The sequence below is a fragment of the Abyssisolibacter sp. ZYX002 genome (genome assembly GCF_056892235.1).
Genome location: NZ_JARMXH010000001.1, coordinates 530,517 through 543,880, shown reverse-complemented (window position 1 = coordinate 543,880; position 13,364 = coordinate 530,517). Strand labels below are relative to the sequence as shown.

15 protein-coding genes are annotated in these 13,364 nt (G+C 29.3%); all 15 read right to left on the bottom strand.

The window, feature by feature from the left end; translation table 11 throughout:
* Positions 1-867: an AraC family transcriptional regulator gene (locus P3X86_RS02585; RefSeq protein WP_483291063.1), complete on the bottom strand. Its 867-nt coding sequence runs from the start codon at positions 865-867 to the stop codon at positions 1-3.
* A gap of 449 nt (positions 868-1,316) precedes the next feature.
* Positions 1,317-1,496 carry a hypothetical protein gene (locus P3X86_RS02580; protein ID WP_483291062.1) on the bottom strand — a complete coding sequence of 60 codons (180 nt, stop codon included), beginning with the start codon at positions 1,494-1,496 and terminating at the stop codon, positions 1,317-1,319.
* Positions 1,497-1,498: 2 nt separating this feature from the next.
* The gene (locus P3X86_RS02575; protein WP_483291061.1) at positions 1,499-2,191 is read right to left on the bottom strand and encodes a hypothetical protein; all 693 of its coding nucleotides are present in this window, start codon (positions 2,189-2,191) and stop codon (positions 1,499-1,501) included.
* Positions 2,192-2,197: 6 nt separating this feature from the next.
* A complete protein-coding gene (locus P3X86_RS02570) occupies positions 2,198-2,908 on the bottom strand; it encodes an ABC transporter ATP-binding protein (RefSeq protein ID WP_483291060.1) in 711 nt (236 codons plus the stop codon).
* A gap of 9 nt (positions 2,909-2,917) precedes the next feature.
* Positions 2,918-3,499, bottom strand: coding sequence for a TetR/AcrR family transcriptional regulator (locus P3X86_RS02565; RefSeq protein WP_483291059.1), 582 nt, complete (start codon positions 3,497-3,499; stop codon positions 2,918-2,920).
* Between the two features lie 209 nt (positions 3,500-3,708).
* Positions 3,709-4,176 carry a hypothetical protein gene (locus P3X86_RS02560; protein WP_483291058.1) on the bottom strand — a complete coding sequence of 156 codons (468 nt, stop codon included), beginning with the start codon at positions 4,174-4,176 and terminating at the stop codon, positions 3,709-3,711.
* Positions 4,177-4,364: 188 nt separating this feature from the next.
* The gene (locus tag P3X86_RS02555) at positions 4,365-4,994 is read right to left on the bottom strand and encodes a class I SAM-dependent methyltransferase (RefSeq protein WP_483291057.1); all 630 of its coding nucleotides are present in this window, start codon (positions 4,992-4,994) and stop codon (positions 4,365-4,367) included.
* Positions 4,995-5,196: 202 nt separating this feature from the next.
* A complete protein-coding gene (locus P3X86_RS02550; RefSeq protein ID WP_483291056.1) occupies positions 5,197-6,357 on the bottom strand; it encodes a PucR family transcriptional regulator in 1,161 nt (386 codons plus the stop codon).
* 62 nt (positions 6,358-6,419) lie between these two features.
* Positions 6,420-7,148: an aspartate/glutamate racemase family protein gene (locus P3X86_RS02545; protein ID WP_483291055.1), complete on the bottom strand. Its 729-nt coding sequence runs from the start codon at positions 7,146-7,148 to the stop codon at positions 6,420-6,422.
* 12 nt (positions 7,149-7,160) lie between these two features.
* A complete protein-coding gene (locus tag P3X86_RS02540) occupies positions 7,161-8,576 on the bottom strand; it encodes an MFS transporter (protein ID WP_483291054.1) in 1,416 nt (471 codons plus the stop codon).
* A gap of 99 nt (positions 8,577-8,675) precedes the next feature.
* Positions 8,676-10,076, bottom strand: coding sequence for a dipeptidase PepV (gene pepV / locus P3X86_RS02535; protein WP_483291053.1), 1,401 nt, complete (start codon positions 10,074-10,076; stop codon positions 8,676-8,678).
* 11 nt (positions 10,077-10,087) lie between these two features.
* Complete coding sequence (locus P3X86_RS02530) at positions 10,088-11,122, bottom strand: 2,5-dihydroxypyridine 5,6-dioxygenase NicX family protein (protein ID WP_483291052.1); 1,035 nt, start codon at positions 11,120-11,122, stop codon at positions 10,088-10,090.
* Between the two features lie 279 nt (positions 11,123-11,401).
* Entirely contained in the window at positions 11,402-11,818 is a 417-nt protein-coding gene (locus P3X86_RS02525) for a DUF6608 family protein (RefSeq protein WP_483291051.1), read from the bottom strand.
* Positions 11,815-12,276 (bottom strand): LytTR family DNA-binding domain-containing protein, encoded by a 462-nt coding sequence (locus P3X86_RS02520; protein WP_483291050.1) that lies wholly within the window; start codon positions 12,274-12,276, stop codon positions 11,815-11,817. Before P3X86_RS02520 ends, P3X86_RS02525 begins: the two co-directional genes overlap by 4 nt.
* Before the next feature lie 69 nt (positions 12,277-12,345).
* Positions 12,346-13,326 (bottom strand): alpha/beta hydrolase, encoded by a 981-nt coding sequence (locus tag P3X86_RS02515; protein WP_483291049.1) that lies wholly within the window; start codon positions 13,324-13,326, stop codon positions 12,346-12,348.
* Positions 13,327-13,364 lie beyond the last annotated feature (38 nt).

Sequence of the window (13,364 nt, the reverse complement as noted above, 5' to 3'; positions counted from 1 at the left end):
TTATTCTATAGGTATATAAATTTTACATGGAGAATCAGGTCCAATATTATTTCTATCTGAATAGACTTCAAAGTCTCCAGGTATAGCTTGGTTTAATTCTTTTCCAGAACTAGGTAGCCATATATTATATGCATAACCATTTGGTCCAGCAACTTCTCCACGTCTCTTTTCATCAAATACTACATAATTGCTTTCTGGTATTATCTTAGAAATTAACCCTTTGGGAATTTTATCTAAATTACTCACTTCAACCGATGCTAGATAATAACATACAGGCTCTACATTATCTTTACTTAATTTATAATACCAGTAAGCAATAAAAGAATTTGGATTAGCTAAATATGATATGCTTTTATAACTATCTAATAGTCTTTCATTTAAAAATGTTATTGTCTTAACAAAATTTCCGTTAAAATTCACCTCCCCTTCTACTCCTATTAATTTAAATCCTTTTTTAATAAACCTTGGGTCCATATCAAAATCTCCTTTCTTTAATATAATATCATGATTATCTAGAGTTATTTTTGTAAATAAATCATGTACATTATTTGTTTTACGATATCTTCCTGGAGTATTACCAAACATTTTTTTAAAAGACCTAATAAATGATTCTTCTGTATTGAACTGATAATCAAATGCAATATCTAAAATTCTCTTATCAGTTGTTAATAATTCATATGCTGCTTGATTTAATCTTCTCTTGCGTACATAGTCCATAACCGAATACCCTATTGCTATTTGAAATATTCTATAGAAATGTGGTACTGAGCAATAAGCTTGATTTGATATATCTTCTAAATTAATCTCTTTTTTCAAATTGTGTTCAATATAATCTATTGCCTTTTGTATTCTTAAAAAATAGTCCATGAGTTCAATCTCCTCCAATCTCTTAAAATAAAGTATACTAAATTAATTCTATAAAAACTTGACTTTTTTTATCATTATTATTTTCGGTTAATTTTTAGTTATACTACAACATATGTTCTCGTATTAAAACATACAAATAAAACTACTTGTCGTAATTTATATCTTTAGATTGAAATTATTAAGGCTTAATATTATGTATTATAGAAAAACAATCTGTCATTACCAACATCTAAGTAATCTAGTACTTTATTTCATTAAAAAAGCCCAAAAATAATTGTATTTCTGAGCTTATATGTATCCCTATAGATTATTCATTTATATCTATATTTTTTATAAGTTTCTACCAAACCGTATCCTGTGTTTCTCCCTCTATTACCTCGTATATATTTGATTTCTTAAAATCTCTGACTTTGTTTAATAATACCCCTTCTATGTAATATCTTTAGATATCAAATCAACATTCTCAAAGCATTACCACCCGCTGTAAATAAAGCACACAGACCAGCAAGACCAACCCATAAAGGCCATTTATATGATTTGCCCTGTTCTTTGGAAAGTATTAAACCAATTACACTAACGATAACTAGAATAGCCCCAAGTATAGTACCTAAAATAATTCCAATTTCCATAGCTAAACCTCCATTCTATTTATTATATGATTTGTTGAAATTACAAACCCTAATCCAATCACGAAGAGTATTATTACGGCAACAAATACATATATATTCGCACTAAGCCCAATAAGAACATTGCCAAATATAACAGATAGTATAATTGCAGTTACAATTGTTGTAGAAATCGACTTGTTTATAAAACCTATTCTCAAGGATATAAATCCTGTCGTTATGATGACTAAAATAAAGTTAATAATTCTTATTATTTGAGATTGTACTAACTGGATAGAAATACTTCCACTCAATATTGGTTTTATATTCTCAGTTATAAAAAATAAACTATTCGGAAGTAAAGTAGATATTAAAAAACCTACGGTAATAAAACTTACTACTAAAAATATTTTGGCACAAAATATTTTTGTCCTTGATACAGGATATGAAAATAACAACAATGCTTTTTGTCTACTATAGTCCTCTATAACGAATTTTGAAAATAAAACTACGGAAAATACAGAAAAGACAATGAAGGTAACTCCTGTATGCATCTTCAGGAGAGTTTCATATTTCTGAAATTCAAGATCATTTTCAACTTTTGCAATAATAGCAATCATATACAAAAAGCCAGTCATGACAATGGCAATAACCGCTAACGCAACATAGTATGATGTTAGTTTGTTGCGTTTGAGTTCTAGCTTGATTAATTTATACATTTTATTTTATCCCCCTGTTATATCAAAATAGCAATCTTCAAGACCACCTTTATACTCTTTTTTTATATCTATAGTTTTTGCCTGTTTTGCAACAATACCATTTGCTAAAATTCCAATTGTATCTGCGATGTGTTCTACTTCATTTAAAGTGTGACTTGACAGTAGAATGGTTTTACCATGTTCAATACAAAGCTTTTTAAATAATACTCTCATATCTCGAATCCCTTGTGGATCAAGACCATTTACAGGTTCGTCCAAAATTAAAATTTGAGGATTATGTATCATTGCTCTTGCAATTGCTAATCTCGCACGCATACCTAATGAAAACTTAGAAACAGGACGATTATCAATACCGTTAAGTCCTACCATATCTATTGTCTTTTTAATATCTGCTTCTTCAGACATATAGGCAAGGTGAATTTTCAAATTTTCTTCTGCACTTAGATGTTCATAAAAGACAGGTATTTCAATCAATATTCCAATATTTTTTAATATCTCATTTCGATTGGTATCAATATCTAATCCTAAAATACGAATTGTACCTTCATCTTTTTGTAGTAGGCCAGTCATCATTTTAAATACTGTCGTTTTCCCTGCTCCATTTGCTCCTAAAAATCCATAAATTTCGTTTTTCATTACTGTCAAATTGCAGCCTTTAATAACATCAAGGTTTCCAAAATTTTTCTTAAGTCTATTTATTTCTATAACATTAGTCATAAGTCTCACCTACTCAAAAATTTTATCAATTAAATTATCCACCATAAAATCAAATACCTCAAATTGATCATAGCACATTGCATCCTTTGACGAAACCAAAGCAAGCAACCCAGTTATTACAGAAATAGCTTTTTCTTTATTAATAGCAAATTTTAGATATGGCTTATCTGCTAAAAAAATTTGTCCTGCTTTCTGGCTATATTTAGCGATTGCTGCTTCTTGTTCTTTTGATAATTTGTTAATAAATGCTATAAAATCAACACTTCTTGTATCACAAATAAAACTGTTTTTGCAATACTCACGATATACTATTTTTAATACCTTTGCAAAACCATATTTATTAGGAGTTTTCTCCATGATTTCGTTTGCTAGAATATAAAGATTATCTTGAACTAAACATAATGTTTCACAAAAAAGTGATTCTTTAGAATCATAAAATAAATAAAATGCACCCTTTGAAATCCCAGATTTAGCACATAGTTCATTGACACTAGTTTTCTTATATCCATGTTTTGCCCAACTCTTGGCACATTCTTCTCGTAATCTTATACGTATGTTTTCTTTTTCATGTTCACTGAAACTTCTTGCCATAATATCTCTCTCCTTTTTTACGACCCAAAAAACTTTTTGAGTCATATGTGCTATTTATAGTATAAGATATACACTTTAGATTGTCAATAAAAAAGACGTAAACAGCTATTATAAAAGCCATTTATCGTCTTGTATTGCTATAAATCCAACACTAACTTTTCCATCGTGACTACAATCTCTCTTGTAATGATACACTCAATTCAGTTGAATTATTCTAAGTTTCTTAATCCTTCAAAAAGTTCGTTATATGATTTTTGTTTTTTACATCTCCCATATGATAGCTCTTTATTCTCTCCAAACTCAAGCAGGAAACACTTTGTCAATTCTTCTACTGTTTGTTCTAATGATACAAAGAATTGGTTATACGCAAATTTATATGCAGAAGTTCCTTCTTCAAAATTAGCAATAATTAGTGATTCTGTTACTTGATCAAGTGGGTACATTTTCAAATGAAATAATTCATGAACAATTACTTCTTCTAAATTTTCTTGTTTTGGATTAGCTTTGTTAAGAAGTAGAACTGCTTTTCTATCATCACAATCAACCTTGAAATCTCCTGTTTTTCTCCAGTTAACATCATCAACAAATTCAAGTTTAATATCCCAATATGGAGATATACGCAATTTTTTGCACCAGAATTCAAATAACTCGAATATTTTATTTTTGTCAATTTTCATTTTTATCACCTCATAAAGTCTATAAATTAAAAAATAATTAGTGTACAACAAAATAAAGACAAATATAATTAAATCAAATCCTTTTAATAGATTGTAACTAGCATTAAAACTTAACGGTCATACTTATCAAAATATATGTCTTTAGCTTAATTTCTATGCTGATATTATTTCAACCTTACATCTTTTTATTAACCCTTTCTTTGTGCCACTATAAAATAATTAGTTGGATTTTTATGTAATTTACATGTCTCTAGAATAGTAAAATTACTCTTTTTGATTATACTCTCTAATTCTTTAGTTTTCAACTTAGATATATACGGTAAAATACCAATTTTACTAAGGAATATTTGTAGATGCACATTTATATTCTTTTTTTCTCCAAAACAATTTGTTGTTGAAATAAATATTCCTCCTGGTTTTATTAGTTTTTTAATCCTTTCTATAGTAATATCTATATCTTTAATAAGATATAAGACATTATATGCTACTAAAACATCGAATTGATTTGTATTAATACTCTCATCAAATATTGATTTGTTCTCAAATTTTATATTTGTTATATTTTTATCTATTATTTTGCTATTACTTATACCAATCATATTCTCTGATATATCAATACCATATATATAATTTGCGGATTTAGATAATTCTATTGCAACTTCTCCTGTACCACATGCAAAATCTAATATACGATCTGTCTCTTTAATATATTTTTTAGTTCTATCTGTGGCTTTCTTATATCCATCAATATTCTTTTCATATATTTGCTTGTCATATTTTCCTGAAATCTTATTCCAAAACTTTTCAATGTTATCCATTAATTATCTCCTCAATATATTTTTTCGTATCATATTATTAAAATTTACCACCATATACAAATTATACTCTGCCTGATTTGTTATTGTCTACCAATATATTAAATTAAAAATAAATTTTTGCTGACTTCTTATCAATTTTCAAACAAACTAATCTTTCTATAAAAAAGACTATCTCAAATTACTTCTGAGATAGTCTCTTAAATCATCCTAAATTCAAAATACTCTTTAGTATAACAACAATATTTAACTTAGTATACAATGTAACTTTATTATTCCCTACTTTTAAAATATCTTTAATCTTATCCATCCTATACCTTACAGTATTTTCATGAAGATACAGCTCTTTAGATATTCTCTTATAGTTACCTTCATATTTTACAAATGCTTTAATTATCTTATATAAATCTATATTATTTTCCTTTTCATATTTAATTATTGGCTCAAGCACTTCATTAACATAGCTCAAAAGGTCTTTATCATCCTTAATTTTATTTAACCATGTTTCAATGCCTAAATCATTGTGATTGACTATTAATGCTTTATTTCTTCTAGCAAATTTAAATGAAAATATCGCTTCATTTATGCTTTCTTTAAAGCGCTCTAGGCTTCTATAATAATCACTAACGCCAATAATTATATTATTAAATTGCTTAATAAGTAATTCTTTTATTTTTTTTATTTCTTCATCTATAGTGCTAAAGTCATCATCTGTACTTATGACTACTAATGTACCTTTATTTAATCTATGGACAAAAATTTCTCTATTGTTAGTAAAAATTCTATTTCTTATCATATTTGTGATATTATTATTAGGAACCTCAATGTATAGTGCAACATAATTATTTTTTAGATTAGGGTTCATCTCATTGATATATTCAAGTATCTGAGTACAGCTACATTCAGTATGCATAATCTTATATAGGAGATTGTCTATACGTTTATCAGATTTATCACGCACTATTGCATTCATTACAATATCTATAAGATTGGAATATGCAGTAGTATAGTCTAATGCAATAATAGGATAACCATTATCATTAACAAGTTTAATTATACTATCGTCAATAGTACCTTCTTTATATCCTACAATACAGATACCACAACTTCTTTGCCTTATTAGTGATAAGAATTCTTCATAAAAATCAACACCTACTTTGTCAAAAAAGTTAGAGCTTGTTAAATATAAATCACCTATACTTATAAATTTGTCAACATCTACACATATTTTTTCACGAAACTCTCTTAAGGTTAACTCTAGAAAATTGATTCGTAACACTTCGTTTAGTAGACCTTTATGACCAGCTATAACCCTAGCAGATTCAAATTCTTTAAAACTTAGTAAATCTCTAATCAAAACACCCATATTCTTAAATCCCCTAATTAATTATTTATTATATTAATTATAGACCATTTAAAAAGTTAAAACTACAGGTTATTTATAATTTCCTCATATTGTCTATATGGATATGCTTTTTTACTATGTCTTATCCCAAGTTTAACTAATTGCTCTAACTCTAAAATCGCTACTTTGCTAGGCTCTATAACTATAAAATCAATACCTCTTTTTTGCAATCTCTCTAAAATATCTTTATAAGAACAATAAAAGCTTGTGCATCCTAAAACTACTCCTTGATATTCCCCTTCTTGATATAATAGTTCTATTAAATTATATAGTTTATTCGTAATATCTCCTGTGATTATATCCTCTATGGATGTTTCTATACTTCGTATTCCTTTTACATATTTCTTGTAAATACTAGAATCTACTTTCCTCTCTGTAGAAGGTACACATATCTCTGATGGTGATACAATACATATTTTCTCCAATAAATGCACACATACACTCATAGATGAGTTGAATGCTCCGATAATTGGAATATTGATTATTTCTCTTATAGCTTCTAATCCAGGATCATCAAAACATGATATAAGTATACCATCATAACCCTCTTCCTCTGCTTCAACTGCTACTTTAGCTATATATGGTATCGCATATGCTGTATCTATATCTGATTCTAGTGCCTTTGGTCCATCCTTTAATGAACTAACACTTATTTCTGTATTTTTATCTACCCATTTTTTTAAATAACTCTGGCTAGACGCTATTTCTGTATCAGGTATACCAGCTACTGGTATAATTACTTTAAGCTTCATAACAATCCACCTTTATAATAATTCTTTAAATCCATCAGTAGAATAATCATCTCCCGCTCTCCTATCGTTGATTGCTTTAGTTAACGCGGCATGTCTCTCTCTATTAATAGGATTAAAGTATGCTATTAATATACTTATTACTAAAAATACCGCTCCTCCTATTGCTATAAGCACTTTCATACCATTTAACGTCTCAACTGACTGCTCTGCATTTGGCACATACCCAATTTTAGTAAGAATGGTACCTGATACCAGCATGGTAAGAGCTGTCAAGCCTTTTTGTATAAATGCTATTATTCCATAGTAACCGCCTTCTCTTCTTTTTCCAGTCTTAAACTCATCAACCTCTATAATATCAGGAATCATAGACCATACTATTTGATATTGTGAAACAATACCGACTCCTGAACATAACTGTAAAATACCTACTAAATAAAACTTTGAATCTGGTTTTAATATAAACATCGGAATTACAAATACACCTATTGCCCATATACTCATACATGTAATCCATGCAACTTTCTTTGACCATTTCTGACTGATAGCATTAATTATCGGTACCCATAAAAGTCCTGGCACCCATGCAATTAGCAAAGCTGTACTTACCTGGTTTGATGTAAAGCCCATGTAGTATATTAGATAATATAACATCGCTGAATTCTGAATTGTCAGTGAGATTAATGAAAAGGCAAATAAACCTGCTGTATATAAGAATACTTTATTCTTTAATACATCTTTTAAAAACTCAATACTACTTGCTTTATCTTCATTATCTACTTTTGTCAATTCATATCCTTCTGTAGACTTATATCCAATATAAATTGTAATAGTAGCTATAATTGCATAACCTGCCGCAGTTGCAGACCATCCCGCACTTGCGCTGCCAAATTTATCAGAAAAAAACGCAACAAAAGTCATAGTAAAAGCGCTAATAACACCAGATATAGTAGCAAAAAAGTTTCTGTTACCATTTAAACTACTACGTTCATCGTAATCTAGTGTCATCTCTGCCCCCAATGCAGTATATGGCACATCTAATATAGTCTGAACTGTATAGAAAGCTATAGCAACTAATATAAAGTATATCTTATTTGCTGTTTGAGAAAGTCCTGGGTTTGTAAACAATAACCAAGCTACAACACCAAAAGGAATAGCCACCCATTTCAAAAATGGACGTCTTCTACCCTTTTTAGGATCTCTCTTATCTGATAGACTACCTATTAACGGATCTGTTATAGCATCCCATAATGTACCAATTGATAGAATGATTCCAGCAAATGCTGGATCAAGACCTACTACATCTGTTAAAAAAAACATTCCATACATAATAAAAATTGATAAAGTCATAATAGCTGCAAATCCTGTAGAACCATATCCTAGCTTTACCCCTGTGGGAAGCTTTCTGTTTCTCATTACTTTTTCAACCATACTTTGTACCTCCATTTTTATTATTCTAAGAATACTAATTACTTAACATGCTTATCTTGTTGATAAATATCATCATGCAATTTCTCAATTTACCATTAACTAATTCATAGATAAATCATAAATTGCTTTAGCATAAATCTTTGCCATAAGTAAGAGACTATCACTAGTTATATATTCATCATTTTGATGAGGAACTACTTCATCACTCTGTAGTTGTCCTCCATATGCTATAGCATTCTTTAATGCCCTTGCATATGTACCTGCACCAATAGATATGGGTTTACTTTCATCATCATTAGTTATATCTCTATAAGCGTTAAGAAGTATCTTTGCTTCTTTACTATCTAAAGGCTGATATATAGGTTTTAAGTGATCGTACTTTAAGTAATGAAACCCACTGACTCTACATAAATTACCTAATTTAGTATTCAACATTTCATAATTCATAGTAACTGGATACCTAATATTACTACCAATCTCAACTATTCCATCTTTAATGTCAATCGTTCCTAAATTATAAGTTAACATGCCACTTGGTTCATCCTCAAAGAATATACCTGCTAACTTACCATTATAGTCTTGATAATGAAATTTGGAGTCTATAAAGCTAGAAATATTACATAAGTTAGTATCACATGGCAAAACTTTAGTCAATATATTTGATAAATAACATATCGCATTAGCGCCATCCTGAGGAACAGAGGCATGAGCTGGAGTCCCTTTAACTGATACACTAATAGTATTTTTACTTACATTACTTTGTACTACAAATTTTTCTTGATAATTAAGTACATCAAGTTTATTTTTTATAGCATCAATAGTTTCTTTATTGGATTTAATCTTTATAGTAGCAAAATCTGGTACTGAATTCAAAGCATTTCCTCCTTTGAACTCTGCGACCTCTAATATATCATCATCTAGCTTTTTGCAATACTTAATATCAAGTATTCCTTTCTCTGCATATATCATAGGAAACACAGCATCAGGCACAATTGTAAATTGTGGTGAATCAAATTTCTTTAAATAGTAATTAATACCTTCCCATCGAGTTTCTTCATTAGTTCCAAATATTACTCTTATTTTCTTCTTGGGTTTTATACCACTATCCATAAGCGCTTTTATAGCATATAATACAGCTATTAGAGGTCCTTTATTATCTGTAGTTCCTCTACCGTATATTTTGCCATCTTCTCTTTTGTATGGAGAGTATGGATCTACACTCCAGTTATCGCCAGCTGGTACTACATCCAAATGAAGAATAGCTCCTAGTATATCGTCTCCCTCACCATAATCTGCATGTCCAGCATAGTTATCAACGTTACAGGTTTTAAACCCTAACTCCTCACACAAATTGAGAGTATATTTTAATGCTCTATCTACTTCTTTACCAAAAGGCATATTTTCTTCAGGAGTACCCTCAACGCTTGGTATACTAACTATTTCACATAATTTATCTACCATCTTATCTTCGTATGAATTTATCAGTTTGTTAAAGTCCATAATACCATCTCCTATTCAAATAGAACATTACAATATTCTTTAAGTTTATCTAATACAAATTTTCCTTCTTCCATTATCTGAATATCATCAATCCAAATGGATGCTTTCTCTGTAACCGCATCAAAATGAGTTTTACTCTCTTGTCCTTTTGGCGGTGCATCTACTGGACTCACATGTCCAAATCCAAAGTTCATACATCCAAATAGTCTTTCATCATAAAATATATCCCCTTTTAGTTCCAATATATTAGGAGAAAGTCCTATACTCATATGTGCTACCTTGTAGGAATTTTCATCTCCATTTTTTTCTAACCATTTTTCAAGGTTACTAACATCCACAGGATTTCCATTAAACCCAGTTATTTTTCCATTTTTTATAAATATCTCAAAGGGCCTTTCTATCACTTTCCACTCTTCATTAATCATGACAGCATCACTGACTAATTTTCCATTACTACTATTGAAATCAGGTACTATATTAACTAAAGCAGGTGGAGTATGAAATCCGGGTATTGATGCATTACCATTATCAAGAGCTACTATATTATCGTGATTAATAGTAAATGTTAAATCAGAACCATTTTGGCTTTTAAATCTCATGATTTTGGCATTTGATACCATATCCTTTATTTCACAAGTTAAATTTTTAAGAGCATCAACATCTATTCCTTCAAAAAGTGTGACCAGTGCGTTTGTGTCTATTCCGCCAACTATCATATATCTTAATTTTTTATTATTAGTGAAAGCGTTTTCGAATGGACGTGAATAAATCCATACTTTACTCCCAGCATCTAACCAACAATCTGTTTTATTTAATGCATACTCAACAAGTTCAGGAACATAATCATTTACACCAGAACACTCTGTTTCTGGCTGAGCAATTTCAATAGCTATTCCTTTTCCACCACTCTTTTTTGTCTCTTCTAAAATGGATGTTATAACCTCTTTGTTTGATCCTTTATCAAAAGTTACAGTCAAGTTTTCTCCTTCTTTAATACAAAATATTTTATTTACTATTGTCTTAGCTACCTTGCTACTAGCCTCCATATACTCATCTCCTTATACTTTTATTGTATATATATATGATATATCATTATTTGTCGGAATTTTTCCAATATTGACGCTATATTTTTGTGTTTTTTTGAATCTATATCAATACACTAAAAGATGCACTCTAAAAGCTAGAGAATTAATTTTTATCTCTTTGTGCCTTTATTTATATACTAAAAAAAAGCATAGCACCTAACTTAAAATTAGATACTATGCCTTTAATTATTGGTAGTTTATAATAGTCCATACCTGAACCCATCTATTCAAACTTTTTTATTATGATTTTTTTCTTATTTCTTGTAATAATTTATTATCTCTTTTGGCTTCACTAAATACATGAATATAGTAAATTGCTCCTCCTATAACATATAATAATGTAAAGCTTACAAAACCTTCTATATATCCTTCCAGATTAACCCCACTAATTTTCCCTTCTATATATATACTTGTCATTATAATTGATATAGCTATAACATACTGTAATACCATTGTAGTCAATGGTGAAAATCTACTTAATAGATTATGAGAATATAGAGTTCCAATAGCAACACAACACCATACTAGTATCCTTATTTCATTTAATGCTGAAATGCTTTCTCTACCATTAATCAAGCACAAAGTCGCATTAATAAGTGATACTATTGAATAACTCACACATAACACTAGTAACAATTCTGGTATTTTCTTCTTCATAGTATATTTCTCCTTTCCTTAAGGTATTCTCTAAACTGCTTTTTATAAGTTCGGTTTATAATAAGATTCTCATCATTCTCCATAATAGCTAAAAGTCTCATATTAGCCTCAGGTTTAATTGCCTTAATATGATATATATTAGCTACTATTGATTTATTTATCCTAACAAATCCTTCATTAGCTAAGTCCATCTCTAATTTATTAAGATTCTCCTGAACTTGATAGATTTTATGTTCCAAACAAGCAAACGTCTTCTTATCTACATACTCAAAGTAGTATATTTCATTAGTACTTAGTAGTACTTCTTCATTCTTTTCTGATTTTCCAACTATATGCACTTGAATTGCAGTAGATTGTACTACTCCTATTACTTGCTCTATCATAGGCGTCATGTCTTTATAGTGTATATCAATATGTTCTTCTCTAATATTCTTATCTGGAAATAATCTTAATCTCATTATAATAACCACCTTGTCCTAATCCTAAATAACTTCGTACTCAAACAATTTCAAGTACGAAGTTTAATATTACCTGCCTATAAAATTAAATACCTTATTCGCATATTCCTTAGGAAAGTCAATATATCCCATAATATGTTTTGAATTTACTTCCCAATATTCTTTCTTTTTTGTTTTGATATTCTTGAATATACTTTCTCCCATATTTACTGTCGATCCAGTATCTTTCTTACTCTGTATGAATAGTGTAGGTACTTCACAATCCTTAACTGCTATTTTAACATTAGCATCGTTAAATGTAAATCCATATTTTAGTTTTAAAGCTATATTAGTACAAAATACTGCATATTCTCCTGGTAACCCTGTATTCATTTGATTCCAAACATCTAAGTACATGCTCTCCATACAGTCAAACGGTCCATCCAGTACAACTGTATCTATGTTTTCTTTTGCATGTTGTGTTGAAGCATATAATCCAGATGTATGTGCCCCCATTGAAAAACCATGGACAACTATTTTTCCTTTACTATTATTCTTAACATAGTCAACTACTGCTTTTATATCTAGTTTCTCATAGTAACCAAAACTTAGTTTATCATTAGTTGAAGCTCCACTAGCTCTTTGATCTATTGCAATTACGTTAAAGCCTTCTTTAATGTACATTTCTACTTGAGGATAAACACATATGTAATTTCCACCAAACCCATGCACTAGTATTGCTGTACCTTTAATATCTGGTTTTAACGATTTATATTTATACATTGGTACAATATTATCATCTTCAGCTTTAGTAGTCAATTTTTCTACTGTATAGTTTTCTTCAAATTTCTTTGTGTCATATCCCCATGTTTCGAGTTGCTTTCTACTGTTACCTGCTGTGTCATTACCTTTGTTATAGTTTATCAAACCATCTGCTGAACTAATTCCTATAAAACCACTAAAACCTATAACCCCTATTAATATTAAAATTCCTAAGACACTTGTCGAAATTTTGATAATCTTCTTAACCTTACTTTTCTTATTGATTTCATTCTTAGCATTTGTTTTCATAAATATCTCCTTTTTCTCTTTGTTTTTATGTGTTGCTT